At 36.8% G+C, this 23,117-nt stretch carries 17 protein-coding genes and 1 pseudogene; 1 reads left to right on the forward strand and 17 read right to left on the reverse strand.

Features of this window, described 5'->3' with window-relative positions:
- Positions 1-21 precede the first annotated feature (21 nt).
- Positions 22-1,038: a sulfate/molybdate ABC transporter ATP-binding protein gene (locus AA650_RS08805; protein WP_053538721.1), complete on the forward strand. Its 1,017-nt coding sequence runs from the start codon at positions 22-24 to the stop codon at positions 1,036-1,038.
- A 232-nt stretch (positions 1,039-1,270) separates the two neighbouring features.
- On the opposite strand, the gene AA650_RS08815 is transcribed toward AA650_RS08805, so the two are convergent.
- From AA650_RS08815 to AA650_RS08895, 17 genes and pseudogenes are all read right to left on the reverse strand, one after another.
- Positions 1,271-2,266, reverse strand: a complete 996-nt coding sequence (locus AA650_RS08815) for a protochlorophyllide reductase (RefSeq protein WP_053538723.1) — start codon at positions 2,264-2,266, stop codon at positions 1,271-1,273.
- Between the two features lie 515 nt (positions 2,267-2,781).
- Positions 2,782-3,894 carry a glycosyltransferase family 4 protein gene (locus AA650_RS08820; RefSeq protein WP_053538724.1) on the reverse strand — a complete coding sequence of 371 codons (1,113 nt, stop codon included), beginning with the start codon at positions 3,892-3,894 and terminating at the stop codon, positions 2,782-2,784.
- A 167-nt stretch (positions 3,895-4,061) separates the two neighbouring features.
- Positions 4,062-5,180, reverse strand: coding sequence for an acyltransferase family protein (locus AA650_RS08825; protein WP_053538725.1), 1,119 nt, complete (start codon positions 5,178-5,180; stop codon positions 4,062-4,064).
- 156 nt (positions 5,181-5,336) lie between these two features.
- The gene (locus tag AA650_RS08830) at positions 5,337-6,599 is read right to left on the reverse strand and encodes a glycosyltransferase family 4 protein (protein ID WP_053538726.1); all 1,263 of its coding nucleotides are present in this window, start codon (positions 6,597-6,599) and stop codon (positions 5,337-5,339) included.
- On the reverse strand, positions 6,596-7,999 hold the full coding sequence (locus AA650_RS08835; protein ID WP_199924409.1) for a hypothetical protein: 1,404 nt from the start codon (positions 7,997-7,999) through the stop codon (positions 6,596-6,598). The genes AA650_RS08830 and AA650_RS08835 overlap by 4 nt, the downstream gene beginning before the upstream one ends.
- Positions 8,000-8,046: 47 nt before the next feature.
- Positions 8,047-8,931 (reverse strand): FkbM family methyltransferase, encoded by an 885-nt coding sequence (locus AA650_RS08840; protein ID WP_053538728.1) that lies wholly within the window; start codon positions 8,929-8,931, stop codon positions 8,047-8,049.
- 61 nt (positions 8,932-8,992) lie between these two features.
- On the reverse strand, positions 8,993-10,132 hold the full coding sequence (locus AA650_RS08845) for a glycosyltransferase family 4 protein (protein WP_053538729.1): 1,140 nt from the start codon (positions 10,130-10,132) through the stop codon (positions 8,993-8,995).
- 55 nt (positions 10,133-10,187) lie between these two features.
- Positions 10,188-11,222, reverse strand: a complete 1,035-nt coding sequence (locus tag AA650_RS08850; RefSeq protein ID WP_053538730.1) for a hypothetical protein — start codon at positions 11,220-11,222, stop codon at positions 10,188-10,190.
- A 264-nt stretch (positions 11,223-11,486) separates the two neighbouring features.
- A complete protein-coding gene (locus tag AA650_RS08855; RefSeq protein ID WP_053538731.1) occupies positions 11,487-12,701 on the reverse strand; it encodes a glycosyltransferase family 4 protein in 1,215 nt (404 codons plus the stop codon).
- Positions 12,702-12,738: 37 nt separating this feature from the next.
- On the reverse strand, positions 12,739-13,794 hold the full coding sequence (locus AA650_RS08860) for a glycosyltransferase family 2 protein (RefSeq protein WP_053538732.1): 1,056 nt from the start codon (positions 13,792-13,794) through the stop codon (positions 12,739-12,741).
- A gap of 2 nt (positions 13,795-13,796) precedes the next feature.
- On the reverse strand, positions 13,797-14,681 hold the full coding sequence (locus AA650_RS08865) for an alpha-1,2-fucosyltransferase (protein WP_053538733.1): 885 nt from the start codon (positions 14,679-14,681) through the stop codon (positions 13,797-13,799).
- An 11-nt stretch (positions 14,682-14,692) separates the two neighbouring features.
- Entirely contained in the window at positions 14,693-15,616 is a 924-nt protein-coding gene (locus AA650_RS08870) for an FkbM family methyltransferase (RefSeq protein WP_053538734.1), read from the reverse strand.
- Between the two features lie 47 nt (positions 15,617-15,663).
- Positions 15,664-17,448, reverse strand: a complete 1,785-nt coding sequence (locus tag AA650_RS08875; protein ID WP_053538735.1) for an ABC transporter ATP-binding protein — start codon at positions 17,446-17,448, stop codon at positions 15,664-15,666.
- Positions 17,449-17,609: 161 nt separating this feature from the next.
- Positions 17,610-19,241: a glycosyl transferase family 1 gene (locus AA650_RS08880; protein ID WP_053541232.1), complete on the reverse strand. Its 1,632-nt coding sequence runs from the start codon at positions 19,239-19,241 to the stop codon at positions 17,610-17,612.
- A gap of 219 nt (positions 19,242-19,460) precedes the next feature.
- Positions 19,461-20,660, reverse strand: a complete 1,200-nt coding sequence (locus AA650_RS08885) for an IS4 family transposase (protein ID WP_053537530.1) — start codon at positions 20,658-20,660, stop codon at positions 19,461-19,463.
- An 86-nt stretch (positions 20,661-20,746) separates the two neighbouring features.
- Complete coding sequence (locus tag AA650_RS08890; protein WP_053538736.1) at positions 20,747-21,658, reverse strand: hypothetical protein; 912 nt, start codon at positions 21,656-21,658, stop codon at positions 20,747-20,749.
- 199 nt (positions 21,659-21,857) lie between these two features.
- Positions 21,858-23,111 (reverse strand): annotated as a pseudogene (locus tag AA650_RS08895) (DegT/DnrJ/EryC1/StrS family aminotransferase).
- Positions 23,112-23,117: the final 6 nt, after the last annotated feature.

The raw sequence follows: 23,117 nt of genomic DNA on the forward strand, positions 1-23,117 counted from the left end.
ATTTGCAGAGGTGTAGCACCAGTGGGCATAGTAGTTGAAAACGTCTCTAAACAATTTGGTAGTTTCCAAGCGGTTGAACAGGTAAACCTGGAAATTCAGAGTGGTTCGCTGGTGGCTTTACTTGGTCCATCGGGATCTGGTAAGTCTACCTTGTTGCGGTTAATCTCTGGTTTAGAAATACCAGATACAGGTAAAATCATTTTAACGGGCAAAGATGCCACTTTTCAAAGTGTCCAAGAAAGAAATATTGGCTTTGTGTTTCAGCACTATGCCCTATTTAAACATTTAACTGTCCGTAAAAATATCGCCTTTGGCTTAGAAATTCGTAAAGCCCCCAAAAAGAAAATTGCGGGAAAAGTAGAACAGTTACTAGAACTGGTACAATTAGGTGGATTAGGCGATCGCTATCCTTCCCAACTTTCCGGCGGACAAAGACAACGGGTAGCCCTAGCTAGAGCTTTGGCTGTAGAACCCAACGTCCTCTTATTAGATGAACCATTTGGAGCGCTTGATGCCAAAGTTCGTAAAGACTTACGAGCTTGGTTACGTCGTCTCCATGACGAAGTTCATGTCACCACAGTTTTCGTCACCCATGACCAAGAAGAAGCAATGGAAGTTTCTGATGAAATTGTCGTCATGAATAAAGGCAAAGTAGAACAGGTAGGAACACCCGCACAAATTTATGATCATCCCGCATCTGCATTTGTGATGAGCTTTATTGGTCCTGTAAATGTATTACCCAGTTCTGCAAAAATCTTCCAAAGTAGTGGTTTTGAATCAACAAACCCAGAAACATTTTTGCGTCCCCAAGATATCATCATTGAAACAGTTGGTAATGGCACAACAGCACAAGCTACTGTCAGCAGAATCATTCATTTAGGCTGGGAAATTCAAGTTGAATTAACCTTAGATGATGGACAAATGATGACAGCCCACTTAACACGGGAACGGTTCGATGAATTAAAATTAGAACCACAAAAAAAGGTTTATGTTAAACCGAAAGATGCGAAATCTTTTCCACTTTATTATTCAATTTAGGGAAGAGGCAAGAGGCAAGAGGCAAGAGGCAAGAGGCAAGAGGCAAGAGGCAAGAGGCAAGAGGGAACAGGCAAGAGGGAACAGGCAAGAGGGAACAGGCAAGAGGCAAGAGGCAAGAGGGAACAGGCAAGAGGGAACAGGCAAGAGGCAAGAGGCAAGAGGGAACAGGGGAAATTTTTCCCCCCTTACCAATGAAATGACAACTGACTAATGACTAATGACTAATGACCAATTAAATTAGAGATTTTGCTTTTTCAGATTCTTTTCCTAATCCTACCAACTCATAGCTAAGATCCCACATCCGCTTACCTTTTTCGTCATCTCTTGCTTGGGGGGAAACTTTTTGCACAAAAGATGTTCTACCTTCTTTTTGACGATTTCCCCAACTCCAATAAATACCAGATTGTTTGTATTCAGAATCAGCAACCACCATTGCCACCCGCTCTCCTGATAATTCCTCAGTCACAAATCCCCCAGTGATATACTTTTGGAAAAGGGGGAAAATTTTCTGGAATAACGGATAGTGATTGCGGAATAAAGCCGTAGTTGCCACACAACCAGGATAGAGAGAACTAAAAGTAATTCCAGTAGATTCATGAAAACGGTTATGTAGTTCGCGCATCGTCAGAACATTACATACCTTACTATCTTTGTAGGCTTTGACTGGTTCAAATTCCTTACCGTTAATCATGCAAATGGGATTTTGGAAACCTGCGGCAAAACCTTCAAAATTACCCAAATCTGGACGAGGAGGAATTTTTCCACCTAATTCATCTGGGTTGTGGGTAACAGTACCCAAAATTACCAATCGTTTATCAGTCGCAGGTGATTTTTGCAAATCTGCCAACATCAAATTACAGAGGAGAAAATGTCCTAAGTGATTTGTGGTAACGGTTAATTCATATCCTTCAGGAGAAAATAAAGGTTCTTTAATTAAAGGCATATAAATGGCAGCGTTGCAAACCAAAGCTTCTACGGTTCTGCCACTGGCTCGGAAATTATTTACAAATTGTCGAACGCTTTCTAAAGAGCCTAAATCAATTTGCATGAGTGTGTAGCTATTTGTGGGGATTCCCACACTTTGAGCAGCTTTTTCAGCTTTAATTAAATCACGACAAGCCATAATAACGTGCCAGTTTCCTTTATCTACGAGAGCTTTTGCTGCTTGCAAACCAACTCCCGAAGAAGCACCTGTAATGATTGCCGTTGACTTACGATTTTGTTCCATTTGTTCAGACTCCTTTGATGATAGTTTAATTACAAAACAGTCTACATGATCTCATGATCTCATGGTTTTAAAGGTTCTTGAGATTGAAATTATTAACCCACTAAATCCTTGATAAAAGTTTCAGTCCCCTTGCGGGGATTAAATATACTAAACATAGCTAAAAATAGACCTTGACAAGACGAGAAGAGCCATATATATGTAATATTTAGCTTTTGCTTTACCCATACCTATAGAATCAAATGATTAAGTCATTTTGAGCATATCCCAATCTGACAGAACAGGGATATCCTCTTTTTCTTAGGTTTTAGGTAGGTCAATAAATATGAATATGCGATCGCCTGCTTTTAAGCCTTCTAAAACCTAAGTTTTGTTATCAATATTCGCGCCAATTATGATAAAACTCACGAAGAATTGTTAGAGACGGGAGGATGTTATGCTAAGTTATTTTTGTTATAAGCAGCCTGATACCAGTAGTTGGCAAGGGGAGCAGAGAGCGGGTGGGGGATACCGAGTGACTAAGTGTTGCTGTAAAATTTTAGATATTGATCTGCTATATCCAATTTAGAAAAATGAAAATTATCAGCAGTTTTATTTAAAGACTTTTCTAAAGTAGAAATAATGGTTTGTGAGAGATTTTCAACAGCATTACCTTGAAGATCAAAATAACAACAGCTAGAATTACCAATTTCTCTAAAGATAGGAATATCAGCACACACCACAGGAGAGGAAAAATATAAAGCTTCTGCTAAAGGTAGACAAAAACCTTCCTCAGATGAAGCAGCAATAAAAACTTGACATTTTTGATATAACCAACATAATTCATTATCCTTAATTGTATGAATTAGTAGCACTTGTTCTTGAAGGGATAAGTTATGAATTAGCTGTAATAAAATCTCTGTTTCTGGTCCTGTACTACCAACAATAATTAACTTAGCATTATCTTTTAAATTCTCATATTTCTTCAATAAAGAAAATGCTTGAATTAATAAATCTAGATTTTTGTTTTTGCGATGTTGAGCAACACATAATAAAAAATAATCCTGATCACTAATATCTAAATTAGTAGGTACTTCAGCAATAATATCACTAAAATCCACGTAATTATAAATAACAGAAATGGTTTTGAGTGTTTGAATTTTCGGAAAATATGATTTAAGGCTGCTTAATGTAGATTGAGAAACACAGGTAAGACCATCACTATATTCTATACATTGTTTTAAAAAGAACCGATTAAAGATCACATTTGGATATCCAAACACCTCTGGTTTTTGATAAGGATACAAATCGTGAATTGTCGAAACAACAGGACAAGGAAAAAGTGAACGGAGAAAAGGAAAGGGAAAAGATAAATGAACTATATCAGGACAAAGACTATTTACCAATTTTGGTAAACCTAGTAAAAACCAGATATTTCTTGCCAAGGAACTATTTTTAATATCTACAGTAATTAACTGAATTTTTGGGGAGTTAAAAAATAGTTGAAAGTAATCTTTCTGCCATACTCCGACAATTAAGGTCACTTTGTTAACATCTGGAGTATCAGCTAGACATTGAGCCAAATTTGCAGCGTAGCGGCAAACACCTGTTGGTTTTGTAGGTCTATGTAAAGCAGCAATTAGTATGTGCATATTATGAAATTAGGAAAAATCAATTAGTTAAATTTAGGTTCGAAAAACTTGAGATATAACCTCAGTTTCTGATACTGTCTTGCTGGCAATATCTAAATAAAGTTTATATCTGTCTGAATTAGGATTTCTTTAATATCAGGGTAGATGAGTTAGTCCCACTGCTGTTTTTAATTAACCCTAATACCAAACATATACTGAGCAAGATGTTTGTTATTCATTAACAAATTTATAACTAACCAACTCATTAAAAAACTCGGCATAGATAAGCATAACATAGAAGTAACAGTAATTTGAGAGGTTATTTGAGGAGCAGCAAAAGTCAAAATAATTCCAGTTATTTTTTTGATAATAGGATGAATTAAGTAAATTCCAAATGAACAATTACCCAAACTCTTAATTATTTTACTTTCTTGTAAGTAATTTGATAAACAAATCCCAATAAATAACAAGGAAAAAGCAATAATAATATTGCTTAATTCAGGTAAGATGAATATTTCACGAAAAGTGTTGACATAAATAAATATGGATAAAAATAAGAAAAATAAAAATTTACTCTTTTTAAATACAAACGACTCATTTTTCAAGAGTAGATGGTTCAAAATTACAGCAATACAAAAGTAGGGTAGGCAAATCAAAATCCAGGAAATCTGAACAAATAAAAATCTAGCTAATGAGTAATATATTGAATTAGCATCGAGCAAGCTTAATAATCCAGAGAACGCAGTATTAGGATTTAACTGGAAAGAATTTCCTGATAATGAAATTACCCTATTAATAATCATACTAATAATAGATATACCAACCATAATTGGGATTTTAAATTTGTGTTTTAGTAGATATTTTAGCAACAATATTAATGAAATACCTGATAATAAAAGTGGTAAGAAATAGAGATGATATGATGCACCACCGAAAAAAATAGTTGAAAGTGGGTCTTTAAACAACTGATTAAACCTATCAGGTTGATTAGCAATAAAAGAAAATATTGTTCCAAAAAATATATATAATATGCTCCACACACAGTAGGGGATAAAGATGCGTTGAAGTTTTATCCGTAAAAAATGTAAATCAATATTTTCACTTAGGTTACGGATGATGAAGAAGAAAGATGTAGCCAGAAAAAATGGGACAGCAAAATAAAAGAATAATCGGAAATGCAATGCTCCATTAGTTACAGGAATTCCCCAGGTTTCATCACCGGAATGTACAACAACAACAGCAAAAGCAGCGATTCCTCGGCATAAATCGATCCCTAATAGTCTTTGCTTATTTTCAATTTTATTCATAGTAAAATGCCTTAATTTAATTTCCAACTTCTAGATTCAAGAAAACTATGTTGCAGTATATCTACAAATACACCTTGATTTTGCAGGTCTGTGTAAAGCAGCAATTAATATGTGCATATTATGAAATTCGGTAAAATTAATTAGTTAAAAGAAGTTTCAAAAAACTTGAGATATAACCTCAGTTTCCGAAACTTTTCTGCTGACAACCTCTAGATAAAGTTTGTGCAGCCGCTCTCCCACAACTTGCCAACTATAGTTTTCACCTACTAGCTTCCGTCCGGCTTGACCCATACCAACTCTCAATTCTGGGTCTTTAACTAAATGGATTATTGCGGCCGCTAGGTCTCGTACAACTTGATATGGTTCGTCAGCAGGAATTTTAAAACCAGTTTCATCTGTAACTTGAACAGCCGGTCCCCCTAAATCTAGACAGATAACAGGACAACCAGCAGCCATTGCTTCCATGCACACCCACCCTCCAGAATCATGTAAGCTAGGATGAACTAGCACATGACAATCTTTTAATAAATCTAAAGCTTTTTCACGAGGCAACCTACCCCAAAATTTAACTTTTTTAGCAATTCCTAAATCTGATGCCAAAGTTTGAAGGTGATGCCATTCCGGTCCATCTCCCACAATCCAATATTCTGTATTTGGTAGATTTGCTTGAGCAAAAGCACGCAGTCCTAAATGAAAGCCTTTCCAGTGCAAAAGTCTACCCATGCTGATAAATTTCACTATTGGCTCATCAAGGATTTCATATTCATTCAGATGCTCTATGTCTACCGCTGATAAACCTGATTCCGGCAGAATCTGCACATGATTCACACCCATTTTATAAAGACACTGGGCTGTATCTTTAGTTGTGGCTCGGACTACAGCACTTCTTTGAGCAGTCAGACGGACAAACGGGTCTTGTTCTCCCAGCCAGCGAGCGCTGCTACGAGCAATTTCATAAATTTTGCCATTTAAGCTAAAATCCTGCCAAAAGCTCGCTGGTGCTGATTCTCCACCGCCTACAGGACCCCAAACCAGGGGAATGGGTAATAGTGACAGGAAGCAAGGACTGGAATACTTAACAAAGGTGACATGGTGGCTCAAGTCAAAGCCAATTTTCTGATGTAAGTCACGGGCGACAAAATAGGCTTGAATTTGCCAGAGGTAATAGTGAAGCTGCATTCCCCCAGACTGTCCCCAGCGTCTGCTATCTTGCCAAAAGGGCAGGGTAAAATAAACAAAGTGAAGATTGGGAATGGGGTTATGTGCCAATTCTGCGTTGATGATATCCTGACTCTCATCAGGTCGGGTGAGTACCCAAACTTCATGGTATTTAGCAACTTCGCGGGCAATATTCCAACCGACACCTGGTTCAGAACCCATACCAGGTTCACAGGAGTAAGCAGACATTAAAATCTTCATAGGGAATTGGTAATTGGTAATTGGTAATTGGGAAATTCTTTTTCCCTGCTCCTCTGTTTCTTCAGCCGTCGTTCTTGCCATGCTAGTCCTATAATTAGGGCGATAGAAAGCATAAAACCTGGTTCTTCCATTTGAGTAAAAATAAAACCCATGACGAGAACAGCTAGTAAAGTAACTTTTAAGGAATCATCCAGACCAAAATGTTGCCAGGCTAAGTAGAATAGAAACAGGTATGCACCTACACCCAAAAGTCCTAAATCTCCCCATATTCCAGCCCAACCAAAAATGGGCATGAACAACGTAGAACCCATACAAAGCCAAGAATTACCACAAAATTCCATTGCTTCCTGACTAATTGGATTGGTGGTAGCACCTAGTGGTCCGAGTATAGACCAATAATCTCTCAGAAACCAGACTCCTAAACGGCTGACAGTGTGTCCTGGACCAAGACCAAATAACCAATCCAGAGATGATTGATAATGAGATAAGATGGAACGCACTGAGTAGAATTTGGTATACCAAGCATAACCATCTGCTCCGTAAAGTTCCGGCCGCGCCCAGGCTGTAAATGCGGCAAATGCTTCTAAGTTTTGCACACACCAAAGAAATCCGAATCCAAAGAGAGCGATCGCACTCAGAAGTTTGATAGTTTTACCAAAATCCTTTGAATTCACCAAGATTAAAAGAACCCAGGCAACTAAATAAGCAAGTAAAAGTTGTTTGGAATCAGAAAAGAGAATCTGCCAAAAAGCGGCGATAACTGCTACGATTCTCATCCATAATGGAAAAGTTTTTTTATTAGTGAAGAAGTAGAGTGCAAAGACAACTGATACTGAAGCCGATACATAATTTCCCGCCCCAGAAACGAAAAAGACTCCACCGCATCCATCCGTGCCATTAAATCCGTTAGCATAAAGTTTCCCCGCATCAATTAGAGGTTTCTGGACAGCAGCGAGGACAAAGTTAATCACCGCAGACCATATCAGCCATTTCTTGATGCGGGTAATAGATTCAGCAGACATGGGAATACAGACGATGGACACGAGGAAAATGAAGGGTTCGCAAAGCATCATGAAAGAGACAATGGCGTTAATTAAGCCTGTGTTATTCCATAATGCACTAGCCAACACGGCGACGAGAAAAATGAAAATTCCCAATAAAAAAGAATAGGTAATCGCAATTTGTTTGTGATCTTTAGTGCGACTTGTGAATAATACAACTCCTAAAACAAAGGGAACAACTGCGAAGTGAGCAAGGTTAAGGATGGAGGGAGCGCGAGTAATTGAACAAAAAATTCGGGAGTAGAAAACTACAGAGAAAGCGATGATAATTAAGCTGGTATTATCAATCCATCCCTTTCTATTCGGTTTATTAGTTGTCGGTAAACGCAAATACATCATCTATACATCACAACTTTTTACTTCCAAAACTTTATAGATATTCTGCATTATTCAAACTTTACTTTCCATTGAGTTCTATTTTGAAAATCCTCTACATTTTTGATACCAAATAGATTTTCCAAACCGGATAAAGGCAGATATTGATTATTTACAGAAACGAGTTCTTTTGCGTCATCCTTTCTCTTGAAAAGTCTAAACCCAGATTTCTCCACCAATGTCAGGACATCTGAAGGTTGATATCCAAAACTCTCGTAGTTTTTGGGACATACTTCAAAATAAATACAATTTACTTTTTCAAGAGTTTCCTGAGCAGCTTCAAGAACGTATTTTTCATACCCCTCAACATCTAACTTCAAAAGAGAAATATTACTAATCTCATTTAAATAATTATCTAGAGATACAATTGGAACTTTGATACTATTCTCAGATGTATTTGAAACTTGGTTTTTCTCATCTGTATACTTATTAGTGAAGTAAATATATCCTTCGCTATTTCCTACAGCACAATTGTGAATTTGCACTTTACTCAAATTATTTAACTCTATATTTTTGCGAAGATATGAATATGTCTTAGGGTGAGGCTCAAAAGCTATTGCCTTACCAGTCTCTCCAATACATTTAGCTGCTGGTATCAGAGTCACGCCAATATTTGCTCCTATATCTATATATATGTCACCCTCTTTTAAAAAACTGGAAATAAACTCATAGTCTTCCTTCCCAGCAGTTGGTTCGTACCAATAGAGACTACTAAGTCCAGTTGGATTAAAAAAAATTTTATAGTCCTGAACCTTGATCTTAATTTTAAACAACTTACCAAGCCCAGATCTTCCCATCAAACCTGCCGTTAAGCGGCGCATTGGATATTGGTCTCGAACGATGTCCAAAAATTTTTTTCCAACAGTCATATGTTTTTGTCCAATAAAATTGTTCATCTGTAAAGCTAAAACTTTTGGATAATTCTTGTATATCACTTTTCTTTAAACAGAAAAGTACCTATTCAAAAATATATCTCATATACTGATTCAAAACTACTTCATCAGAGAATTCTCTTTCCATTAACTTTCTGCTATTCTGCTTCATTATTGCTAGTAAATCCTTATCTTTAATCAGTAATGTTAGCTTCTCAAGCAGTGCTGCTGGAGAATCACAAATATAGCCATTTTCACCATTTTGAATAACTTCAGAGGCACCCAACGCATTTTTTGTTGTGAGAATTGCCAACCCAGCACAAGCCGCTTCTCCTAAAACAGATGGATAACTATCACAGTTAGTTGGCAATACAAAAATATCATGACTTTTGTACAGTTCAATATGCTTAGGTTGTCCATATTCAACATTTTTTTCTATGGTGATGCCCGGATGATATTCAATAGAAAAACTTGTTACCATTGTCATTTTTAAGCCCGGTTTATAATTTTCCTTAAACCACTTTAAAAGTACATTTCCCCCCTTACGCTGGAAATCTCCTCCTACAAAGAGAATACGAACTTCTTGATCTCCACGCTGGGAACTGGGTGTAAATAGTTGGAGATCAAAACATAAAGGTAATTTAACTTTTCTCAGCTTACTGTCAGGGATGTCATAGTCTTTAGCTATTTGCTTGACTATAGCATTTGTTAATCCAAGTACATATCTTTGTGAATTCAGAATCTTTTTATGAATGTGTGTTAACCAACCTGGAGACGTTGAGATTTTCCAGATTGGCTCATAGAGTTTTCTAGTCCAGTCTGTAACTATATAACTTCTATTATTTCCAGTAGCAAGATATCCAAATAGTGCAACAGATACTCCAATAAATAAGACTTTTCGCTCCTCCCGATTTGCTTGGTGTATAATCTTATGAAGTTTTCGTGACTCTCTAATTCGGGAGATAAATAAGGATGAATAATGTATAGTAAAAATAGATAGTGAATGCGGATGACGAGGAGTTCGCTGAAAACGGAAATTTTTTAAGTTTATTTTAAATCTATTTTGAAATACATTGATGCGTGGATGCAAATTAAGAGGAGTTGGTACAAAACGAAAAATTTTGAGGTCTATTTCAGGTCTATTTTCAAAGAGATCAATAAAACGCTTTTCAAAGGTTGTACTACCAAGATCAACGGGAAAAGTAACTAACAAAAGTTTTTTCATTTCATTACCTCAAGCAATGTATATTTCTTCATCTTCTAAACCAAAAAAATATCTATTATTTAACAACATTTAGTTTTGCTTCTAAATGTCTTGCTAAATCGGATGAAATATTCCCTATTGAACGCTCTATGTAATGTTCTTCAAATGAAATAAAATCGTTGCTTACTAACTCTAATGATTGTTGTATTGCTGTTTCTAAATCAGATTCATTTTCATAAGAAATTCCAACTTGAGTAGGGTAATTTATCTGATTATTCATTAACGGAAAATTGGGGCATAAGACAAAAGTTTTAGTTCCAATTGCATCCGCAGCAACACCACTACATCGGTAAAAATATTTCGATTTTTCATAATTTAGAATAATAATATCACATTCTGTCAATGTAGTATGATAATCATCTTTTTTAGAGGTGTTAACTAACTTTATGCGATTGTTATCTATCTCTAATTCAGTAAATGGCGATAAATCATCAGTGCCAATAATCAGTATAAAATTTATACTTTTTTGTATTTTCAGCAATAATTTTAAGGTTTCTTCCATTTTCTTTCCTTGTCTATATTTTCCAATTAACCCGATTTTTTTCTGCTGATTTAATTCTCTGTTAGATACATTAAGTAATTTTGATTGAACAACAGGATGAAGCAAAGATATATGTTTATCTATATCTTTATCGCTAAAGCCAATATATTTTAAGATCATAAATGTCTCATTTAAAATAAATTTATAATTTAGCAGATTGTAAAGTTTTAACATAAATCTTGATGGTAAATTATCAAAAGCTTGCTGAATATTATGATGAGTAAGTATATAAACATTTTTGGTCGTAAACAGAGAAAAGCAATAGGTGAAAATTAAAAATTCATTTGAGAAACCATGCAAAATTATTACTTGTTTGTTCTTGTTTATTCTAATCTTCTTGCCCATATCTATATGGCATAAAGTTAAACCAATTGCTTTAAATAATTTGCAAAGCAGCGGATTTTTAATAGATGGTAAAATGTGAGGTTCTTGTCCTGTGATAATAGCTATGTCAAGAATTGACTCCTTAGCTACCTGATTAAATACTTGTAAGTGATTGCAATCACCCATTATTCTTTCTCCCTTAAATATTAGAGGTGAATTGTCATTTTTTACTTGGTTAGTGTGTCTGTCCAATTTATTCAGAATAAAAACGGCTTTCAGACTAAACTATTGTTTGCAACTGCAAGTTTTAATTGTTGACTTGTTAACTGCTCATAAATTGAAACTAAATGTTCTGCTGATTTTTTCCAAGTCAACTGTTTAGCTCTCACAAATCCCTGAGAAACCAATTTTTGAGAATATATGGAATCCTGTTTGAGTCTAACTACAGATTCAGAAATAGTTTGGATAATTGCGTTTGATTCGTTCTATCACTTCCAAAAAAGCTTTGACTTCGCAGTAGATATCTTGTTCGTAAAAGACTTCTTTAGACTTTGTGCTGTAATGCTTGCGAGTCTCAATATCAGTCATTTCTAGCATTCTGTCCGCTAAGACATCAGAATTACCGCAAGGATAGATCAGACCGTTGTAGCGATGGCGAACTGTATCGTTATACCCCCAATTACCACAGCGATCGCTTAAAATAGGTGGACAACCTGACACCATTGCTTCTGAAACCACAAGAGGATGGGGATCAATCCAGGATGTGACTACAAACACATCCATTGCTGCATAGTAAAGAGGAATTTTGGCTTGATTCACAAAACCCAGATTGATCACCTCTGCATTACGCAGTTGGCTAAGACGTTGATTAATCTCGGATTCTAAGTCACCTCCACCAATCATGATTCCTCTGACACGCGGATCACATTGATGGGCTTTTTCTATAGCTTCAATAAATTCAAAGGGATTTTTACGCTCAATATATTTACCTGCAAACCCATATATTAAAGTATCCTCATTCCAACTAATTTCCTGACGAATTTTCTGAATTTCGTCTTGGTTTTGCCTAATTGATTGCTCAAATCGTTCACCATCTACGGGGTGACACCCACGGACAATTTTTTCGTCTGCAACACCATAATGGCGTAAGTGAATTTCATTATGGTCGCCACAGGAGAGCCAGTAATCTGCTAAATTAAGCATCCAGGGGTAAAGAATCGCCATCATAATTTGCCGCGAGCGACTGTAGCGACAATCGGACATGATGGTTGCATCGTTCTGCATAATTAAAGGAATGCCACGAAGTTTACACAGCAGAGCAGTTAATCTATAGGAGTAATTCACAAAACTCTGCATGAAAATGGCATCGAAATTATCTGAGGTTAGATAACTAAACAACTCTGGGCTGATAACGTTCTTTTTTTGTTGGGATGGAACTTTTCCAGACAAATCTTTGAGGTAATCATACTCGTAACCACTCAATAAGTCAACATCCCAAGGTTGAGAACTTTTACCCAGTAAAATGTCACCACTCGTTTGGTTTTCATTGCACAGATAAAATACTTTGACTGAAAGACCCGCTTGTTCATTCAGCTTTTTCCATAGAGGTCCGTGATGTTGAGTTGGATGGGTAAAAACAATGCCTAAACGAAATGGAGTCTTCATAAATCTGAATCTTTGATAAATATTTATTATTGGCGGCTTATTTAACTAATGCGCGAATTTTAATTAATATCCGATCAATTGTTCTTGGACGAAGGTGCGGAGCATATAACCAGGTAAAACCCAATTTTGCTAGTGGAACTGGCATCAGTCCAACCCAGAGAAAAAAAATGCTGTAAATACATCGTTTCTGCCAGTTAAAGTCAGAATATTTCCAGAGAGACCAAAACCCCCAATAAATAAGTTGAAGTGAATTATCTGAAGAAACAGGATGGGCTTGAGGTTCTAGACGCAGAGATGCTAAACGTGACCACAAACGACCCAGGGATCTCTTTTCCAAGTCATTAGGAACTTCCAGTCCGAACTCCTTAGCTCGTTGTAGCAGTAGGGAAAAGTTTTGCAAGTCATGTTGAACAAATCGGCGAAATCGGCTGCCCGAAACTGATGTTAACGCCCATTGGTTGCTGTTGTGAATGCGATATAAACCAAGTGCTTCTTCAATGCTCACAACCTGACCATAAAATGGTGTTGAGATCATCAAATAGTCATCTGCTGTGGTCTTATAGTCATCAGGAATTGGGAAAACATTAGTTAGAACAGTCCGACTGTAAGCATTACCGCTCATCGGCGTACTTGTATAGCCACTGGTTTCTAGCAAATGCCGCCACACCTCTCCAGAAGACAACTTTGCTTCAGTCGTAGGAATGTAATATCCTAATGGTTGCTTTTCAGTATCTACGACTTTTAAGCGGTAGTGAACTTTGCCAACTCCTGGCTTCCACGCCTTTACAACCTGCTCAACTGCATTAGGCAAGAGACAGTCATCAGAGTCAAGAAAAAGGATAATATCACCATGACTTGATCCAAAGCCACTATTTAGAGCCGCAGCTTGTTTGCCGTTTTCTTGAAAGATGGGGATGATGCGATCGCCATATCCAGCAATAATATCACGAGAATTGTCAGTTGAACCATCATCAACAACAATAATTTCAGTATGAGGATAGGTTTGGTTAATGGCGCTATTAATGGACTCTGCCAGAAAGCGATCATAATTGTAATTGTTAATGATAATGCTAACGAGAAGCTGATTCCTCATATTCAGATCCTCACCTGTGAATTACTCAAAAAGGGATGTTTAGGCAAAGTAATCCAATTAGGGGGAATAAAGTCAGATAAAACAGTATCTTTGTCATTCCAAGGGTTAGGAGAAATTACCAGCTTATCCTGATGCTCTGATAACCAGGCTCCCCACCAACTAAATGTACTGTTTGCAATTACAAAGTGTTTGCACTGGCTCATTAGATACAAAGATTTTGCTGGTGTAAATCCTTCTATATAAATAACTTCGCAATCAACGGAAGTTAAAATTTCACGGCAGTACGAGATATCATCAGAAAAAACAAAGATGTAATCAACAGATATTCTGTCACGAACAAGATTAATGCCGTTCAGATAATATTCATTTGAACAGACTCCCAAATGCGAATTTTCCAAAAAATCACCTCTTCTGATACTAACCGCCAGACATTCTGTTTGGTTAGCCAAATTCAAGAATCTGGAAAGCGGTTCACATATAAATTCACTTCTTAAAGAGAAGGCTTTAAGAATTACGTCTCTTTCTGGGAAAAAGCTGGGCGACTGAAAAAATCCTGTATATGATTGATATGGTTTTGCTAAATCCAAATCATAATTACCCGTCTCACTTTCTATGAATAGATTATCTGCCTTGTAAAACCTTCTGAGGGTAGAATTATGCTGAATTCTATTAGCGAATGAATGCAGTTTAGAACAATATTGAAAATATTTAAATACGGATAACTCCTTAAACAAAAATCTCTCAAATCCTTTATGTGTGGATAAATGATCATCAAGTAAGATTTTGACCTTAAATCGCTGCGAAATATTCAAAGCTAAAGCCAGTTGAAACAACTGATTACCCAGCCTTCCGTCGAGTCTAATGGAAACTTTTTTGGCATATTTCATAGATTTGAAAATCACACTCCTAACACTCCTAATTTAGTCAACACTGAATCTGATATCTCCACTGGTGTAAGCAGCATATTTTCAGAATCTGCTTTGGGATCAAATACTTCAATAAATCCTGCATTTGAAATTTGCTTAAAGAAACGATATTTTAAGGGCTGAAGAAGATTCACTACATCAAGAAATGAGGAGCCAAACTGTGGTAAAAAATAGTTATTAAATTCACCATAAATAATTGGACGATGTTGACCTATAAAAGATATAGCACCATGCAAAAACATAACTTCAGCTCCTTCAACATCAATCTTAATAAGGTGACAAGTTTCAATTTTTTGCTCCTTTCCAAAGGTATCCAGCTTTTTCAAGTGTGCTTTATTATTAATATTAATTTTAAAAAAATCACGAGAAATTCCGCCTTTAACCATTACCGCATTGCCAGTTAATGAGTTGTTATCACTAGCCATTGCCATTTCGATAAAGCCTTCTTGATCGCCAAGTGCAATTTCGTGAGCTAATACAACTGCTTCCAATTTATTTAATGCAATGTTTTTAATAAGTCGATCAAAGTTATTTTTCACAGGTTCAAAAGCATATATCTTTCCATTTAATGCTTTTAGCCTATTGCCTAATGCTACTGAGTATAAACCTATATTTGCCCCAACGTCTAGCACAACACAGTTTTCCTTTAAACAGCCAGACAATTTTGAGATAATTTCATCATCATAACTGCCTGTCCAGTAAGGCCATTGCTCTGTTCCACTCCTTACATCTAATTGCATTAAACTTTTATCTCGCATTTCAATAATTGTAATGCATTCTTGATCGTTGTTATAATTACTCAACAAATGACTGATTATTTTTCCTAGTCGAAATTTGCCACGAATATATGGTGTATGACGAGAAAAAGAAGCAATTTTATTACGAAGTTTATACATTTTTTTACCTCTAAAATTTATCTTTCACTAGGATTAAAAAGTGAGAATCAGCATCTTCCTGTAATCACTTCCTGGTAACTGCCTGATTTGAGAATTCGACCCTGTTCAAGTTGGTAAATACAATCGCAATGCTCAATTGTTGAAAAGCGGTGAGCAATAATAATGATGGTCTTAGTACCAGCTAAAGCTTTTGTTGCTTCAGTAATCAGATGTTCTGTTTCAGTATCTAGAGCAGCAGTTGCTTCGTCAAAAACTAGTATTTCTCTTTCGTGATAAAGTACCCGTGCAATCCCAACTCTTTGGCGTTGTCCTCCTGATAAAAGAACTCCCCGTTCACCAATAATAGTTTTTACTCCATCTGGAAGTTGGTCAACCACTTCGCTAAGTTGAGCCATTTGAATCGCTTTCTTTAATTTATTTTGGTCAATTAAATAGTCAGGGACTCCAAATGCAATATTTCGCTCAAGGGTATCATCAATCAAAAATATAGACTGAGGAACATAACCAAGCATATTTTGCCAGGCGCGTAAATTGCTATAAACTGAAACACCATCAACTTTGATATCTCCAAATTGAGGGATAAAAAGACCCAAAAGAACATCAACCAAAGTAGTTTTACCGGCACCAGATTTACCAATTAGTCCAATAGACTCTCCCTTACGAATAGATAGGGAAATATCTTCTAGTAAATTTCTTGTAGTGTTGGGATATCGAAAGGTGAGGCTATCTAAAATAACTTTATCGAAAAACTGAAATTTTTGCTGGTTGTTGCTTGGCAATAAGGCATGAGAATCCAAGTCGGTTATCAGCTTTTCTTTTTTCAACTCCTTCATATCAAAGAATAGCCGATTAAGATAATAAATGTTACCTCTAATCACATTAATGCCAGAGATTAAATTTCCAAAAGCTGCTATCAGACGAACTGAAGCGAGTGAAAAAATTCCTAAAACCCCAATCAGGCTTTGTGTATCATCCTGATTGAAGGTGATAAATAAAAATGTAAAGCCAATCAAGAAGCTCATCATTAATGGCTCAAGCACAAAACGAGGAAGATTACTATAGGCTGAGAGTAAAGTGTTAACTTTAGCGTAAATTCTCGATTGTTCCTCCATCTGATCATTAAAATAGGATTCGCAACCAATTACATGAGTTTCTTTCAAGCTACCTAATCCATGATTTGTAATACGAATTATTTCGCCATAAGCATGAAATCTCTGTTCACTCCAATGAGCTAAACGATCTTTCATTGGATGCAATAACCCAAAGGAAACAACTAGAAGAACGACAATAATAATCAAGGCGATTGTATTGGTTTTGATTAAAAGTAGCATTAATGCCAGAACAATTATAGTGTTAGATACAAATGTCAAGGTGTTAGATACTACACCAAAAGAAACTGCATCTGTTGAATCAATAATATTTTGAACAAGTGTTGCTGAATTAATCCGCAAATGGTAGAGGTAAGGAGCAGTTATGTATACTTTTAGGAGCTTACAAGATATGTCTCTTCTTAAACTATTGCTAAATTTGAACACCATTCTTTGAGCATGAAAAGCCAAAAATGCTTTCAGATAAAAAGTAATAATAACCAACGATCCGAAAATAATAGAAAATTGCTCCCCAGAGTGAAAATTCATCTGGTTATAAATTAAATATAACCAGTCAATACTTTTGATTGTATCTGGTTTAGTAATGATCGTAATGAATGGACTAATTATTCCAGTACCAAAAACTTCCAAGCTAGAAATAAAAAGGAATAAAACAAGCATCTGTATGAGCGATTTGTAATTTCCTTTTGTAATATATAAAAGCCTATAGAGAAAATCAGTCATGAGTGCATTACCTAATTGTTTTAGCTTCACAAATTGGCAGAGTATCCACTTTTGAAAAACATAATTCTGGTACTCTAAAAACCTTAAGATATGGTTTATCTAAAAAAATATATCTGCCAAAAGTGGATGCTCGCCAAACTAACAAATAACCTATTGCCAATTTAATTTTCAGAGTTGTCTTTTAAATATCCATGTGTCCTGTGTGGTAGCAATAGGTTTATACTTGTGCGCCAATTATACTTTTGAGCTATTTTGAGCCAATGCCGCAATCGTTGATGGATTGGCATTAGACAGATATGCCAATCTAGATTAATATCCCATCCATGTATATATGGTATAAAAACATCTGGTTCACCAGTAAACATCTGATCATCCTTTGAATCTAAATTTATATTAGTTTTAGATACATTAGCTGCTCGAATGTATACTTCTTCCAAGAAACGTTGCCAGTGAGTACCCGTATGGAAATTTGTAATTTTTATTTGAGTTCTCTCTCCCAAAGATAGGCGAAATTCTTCGTCTTGAATCAAATTTGAGAGAATTTTTGTGTATTCATTCAGATCACCTGCAAGAAGCATATTGTCAGTCAGACCTGGTGCATCGGAACCGAGAATTTTGCACGCATCTGAATTCGAGTGGTAAGGATATTGGCTTACTAAAGGTACACCATAACTACCTGCCTCTAAAAGCGATGTAATCGAGGTAAAGGGAAATGAATCCACATAGATATCAGCAGCTTGGTAAAACACAGCAGTATCTTCGGTCTCAGCAAGAACTCGAATTCTCCCTTGGGTTTTCTGAATAGCTACGGACCAATCTTCATCACCATTAGCCGGTCCAATAACCACTAAAATAGCTTGCTTGTATTTAGCCAATACCTGTATATGTGCATCAGCGAAAGTTATTTCGTCTATTGTTTTGTACTTAACAGACCTAGCGATGGAGAGTAGCAAAATACTATCTTCAGCAATACCAATTTTTTGCTTGGCTTCTGCACGGGACAGTATTCTTTGAGTAGGTCTTAGAGTTATAGGAAGCAGTATGTTACGATCTATCTCGATTCCTCTACGGATATGTGATAAAGACATAGCAGACTCACGGAGGTTAATCACTATATCGCTAATACCAGCTCCTAGCCAGAACAAGTGGTCTAAGTGATTCAGATAGAGAATCGGTGGAGATTGTTCCTTGTTGGCAAAGGCAATCATAGGAATAACATCCTGTCCAAACAGATGAAGCACAACCAAATCTGCTCCAGATGCAATTTCCCGCAGGCGTTGGGAACAGGAGATCAGATCATCGAATCCTTCGTTCAGCACGTATATCTTGCCTTTACTATTAATCACAGCTTCTCTCAGAGCTTTTGGTATCTTAGCTGGTGCTTGCCGCGTTAACACAACAGAGTGGGAAGACCCAGTATCTTGCTGAATCCAACGCCACATCATTCTGGAATGTCCACCAATAACCCCTGTAGAGGTGGCAACGTGCAATACATTTCTGTGGGTTCTAGACAAAGACAGACTCTTACTAGGATAAGCACTTCTTTTTAGAGCCTTTTGTCCGATTTCGACCAAAATGCGCTCAAGCTCTGGACTGGCAAAAAGACCACAATGTTTTCCGATTGCATATGCAGCAGCCATTTCTGCATATACGGCAGCCATAGTATACTCGCCACTCTCTACATAATCCTTTGCCTGAGCAACTAGGCTACGGAATTCTTTGAAGTTCTCTGGAATAATAAGACGGCTTTCTTCTTGCCAAAGCTTGAGTCTGTTGCTAGTTAATATTTCCATACAATTTTCCTTAAACGCGAATACTTTTGGAGGTGTGTAAGTTACTGCCATTTAACGGGAGCAACGCGATTTTGTGAGATCGGGTTTTCATTCTCAATAAATACCATTGATTCTCAACAAGTTGGTCTGTTCTTTGTTAGAAAGTCCTGCAAGAATAAGCTTACTAACAGCTTCAACCGCATTTCCTTTCCCTAAAGACCTTAACGGGTGACAAGGCGGCTAAAGAGCTTGTTTCATAAGGGATAGAGCCTGAAAGCCCCGTTGAAAAAAGAGGCGTTTATGAGGCTTGAGATTGATTAAATTCAGAGCTAAATCAGCCCATAATTCCATACCATAAATCCATAGTTGTCCGTAGAGAGCAAAGCTAAAATCACTTTGACGTGGGTACTTGTCCTGATGTTGTTGAATACGTCCGGCATAAGTCTCTATACCTAATTTTTTCATCCGTTGACCGTGCATAGTGGCTAAACTATAAGCAATGACAATCAATAATACTAAAGCTAAAAAGCGAGTTTCATTTACTTTAGTATCCTCTAAATTATAACCACCAGTTTTACAATCCTTAAAGAATTGCTCAATTCCCCATCGACATCTATAGAGGCATAAAGTTTGTTGGAGAGTTGGTAGATTCGTCAAGATATACCAAGGTTCTTTTGGTCCAGAGTTCCGATATTTTCTCTTCCAATAAACAGCGATATTAAATAAGCCTAATTCATCCCCTTTACCACATTTAACTTTTTCATAAAATCTCGACATTCCTGGCTTAAATCCTTGATTTTTAAGAACTTGATATTCTTGTTCAGGTTTTTCTTGAAAATAAAGGTTTTTCTTCTGGCGTAAAGCGAAGTAAACTCCTTGCTCATCAAGCCATTTAGCCAGTTTTGGACTATGAAATTCTCTGTCTGCTAACACCACAATTCGACATTTTTTTAACAACTTTATTGCTGTTTTTATTAATCTTTTCTGTGTTTGTAAATTACTATTTCCGACATGATTTAATGTTTCCCAATATAGTGGTAGGGCATGAGTACCCCATACCAATGTCACCATAAATATATTTCGCCCCTTCCACTGTGTTCTATCCAGTGCTACCATCCAATAACCATATTTTTGATACTGTTTTTTATGAAAATAACGGCGCTGTTCTCGATTCAGTTGTTTTGGTGTTAACGATTGTCTAATCCAATATTTTATCAATGGAAACCATAATAATTTTACGCAGAGTTTACCTATTCCTAAAAATCTTTGTAGATTACGTTTCCTGCTTTCATATTTAATTGGTTGGGGAAACAAGCTGGCCAATTTTGACAGTTTTACTTGGCGATGAGCCTGTATTAATAACAACAATATCTCTAGTGTCAAATACTGCTGTTCACTCAAATGCTTTCGGAAAATTGTTTGATATGATTGTGGTAACATTTTTTGCTTCGGGGGCTTCTTTGTCCCTATTTTTTTACTCCCTTATTTTCTCAAATTATTGCCACATCTCATCTTCAACCGCCTTGTCACCCGTTAAGCTGATTACGCCAAAGAAATTTATTTAGAGTCCGCCAGGAATAAATAGGAAGTATGATGAACAACCCATAGGTAATAAAATATGAATGAAGATAGGTTAAGGTTGGTTTACCATACGTCCACTGAATTACTGCTTTCATGAATGAATAATCATTGTTTTGAGATGCGAGCAACTTGACCAATAATATGCCTAATACAGCACATAGAAGTGGAAGAAATAAAATTTGATATTGCTTTTTAATGATCTGAAAAATCCGCAGTTCGCTTAAAGAATGAAAAAAATTTTTAAATGGTGGAATAGGATTAGTAACAAAAGCAAAGGCGATAGGAATAATAAGAGCGGATTCCCTAATCATTACTCCCAAAAAACTTACTATTCCTAGCAAACTGACAACGGAAAAGCAAGGTCTATATCTGAATCTTTCAATTCCTATCAATCCAATAAGTAGAATTACTATTAGCCATGGATCTACCAAAGTAGGATAAAAATACGTGAAACGAACGGAACCCAATCCATGTGTAATAAAAAGAATAACTAAAAATGTTCTGATACGCCAATTGTTCAAATATAAATGCAACCAGAATTTTAATAATATCGTTGATAATAGGTTGGCAATTATATTTACAATTTTGAAACCAAATAGTAAGTTGTTTTTGAAAAATAAAGCCACTAAAAATGGCGTTCCAATGCGATAAACAAAAGGTGCATCTTCTCTTATTTTCAGTCCTTTTGAGATTTGTTCGGCAACTTGAAAGTAGTGAGTACCATCCCAACCCTGACCTTGGTTGTATGAAATGGGTTGTTGGAATACTTGACTGGCTATATTGACCACAATAAATACAAACAAGATAATAGTAATCTCAAGAATGGTTCTATTTCTTTCTACATTGACTATAGCCACAGTTGACCTCACAAAGTTCAAAGGTAAGTATGAAGGATTTTCTGGGTTTATGGTAAAAAGGGAGCTTTCGATACAAAAGCCTGTAAATTTGCGACCAGAAAGCTTGATTTTTAGTGTTTATAACCATTTATGATGTCACCGATTCAGAAGACGAATCGATCTCACATAGAGGCGTAGAGAGTAAGAGTGTGGAATCTTTTTAGCAATACTGATTTTGAATTTCTATCTCTGGATTTGATTGACAGGCGGCTTTTAATTCGTTGACTACAATATCTTGTTCTTGCTCACTCATCTGATGAAATAAGGGCAACAGAATAGCGTGATCCTGTGCTTTTTCGCTTTCAGTTAAGCGATCGCAACTTCCTATTTCACGCATATTCTTTTCTTTAGCAACTCCACAAGACCAAGCTTCAATCTGATATGCAGGTTCACGGTGGGCGCACATAATCCCCCGTCATGTACCAATTCCAGCATCTAACATGACCTGCATCATTTGGCGTTGGTCATATTGTGGAGATAACCGGATGCAGTAACTTTGCCAGTTACTCTTAGCCCAAGTTGACTCTGTTGGTAATTTCAATCCTGGTATATCTGCCAACTGATGATGATATCGCTGTGCTAAATAACGACGGCGTTCCACAATTTCCGGTATGCGTTTGAGTTGTTCCCGTCCGACTGCTGCCTGAATATCAGTCATACGGTAGTTGTAGCCCAACATAGGGTAAGTCTCGAAAATGACCTGTTTTGCCCCGTGACGGACAGTATCAGGGACACTCATCCCATGTTGTCGCCAGAGGCGAAATTGTTGATCCCATGCAGGATTATTAGTCGTAATCATCCCCCCATCACCTGTGGTAATTACTTTGCGGGGGTGAAAGGAAAAGCAAGCAATATCTCCGTGGGGTTTACCAATTTTCTCCCACTGTCCATCCCAGAGAATTTCACTACCAATGGCACAAGCTGCATCTTCAATCACTGGTAAATTGTGGCGGTGGGCGATCTGCTTGCAGCAGCGCTTCGCTATCGCTAAAATAGCTTTCAGATCACAAGGCATTCCCATTTGGTGGACAATGAGAATAGCGCGAGTGCGTTCATTAATCGCATCTTCAATTAAGACTGGGTTGATGTTATATGTCTGCGGTTCAATATCCACAAAGATTGGAATCGCGCCACAGTAGCGGATGCTGTTAGCGGTGGCAATATAAGAATGGCTGACAGTAATTACTTCATCCTTTGGCTGCACACCGACGGCTAACAATGCTAGATGCAAAGCTGTAGTGCAATTAGAGACAGCACAAGCATAATTTGCCCCTACATAAGCCGCAAATTCCTGTTCAAATCCAGCAACTTCTGGTCCTTGAGTCACCCAGCCGGACATGATAGCGCGTTTGGCTGCTTCTGCTTCTGGTTCGCCAATCCAAGGTTTAGCAATGGGGATATTTTGCATCTTCATGGCTTG

It is taken from the genome of Anabaena sp. WA102 (assembly GCF_001277295.1).
GTDB lineage: Bacteria > Cyanobacteriota > Cyanobacteriia > Cyanobacteriales > Nostocaceae > Dolichospermum > Dolichospermum heterosporum.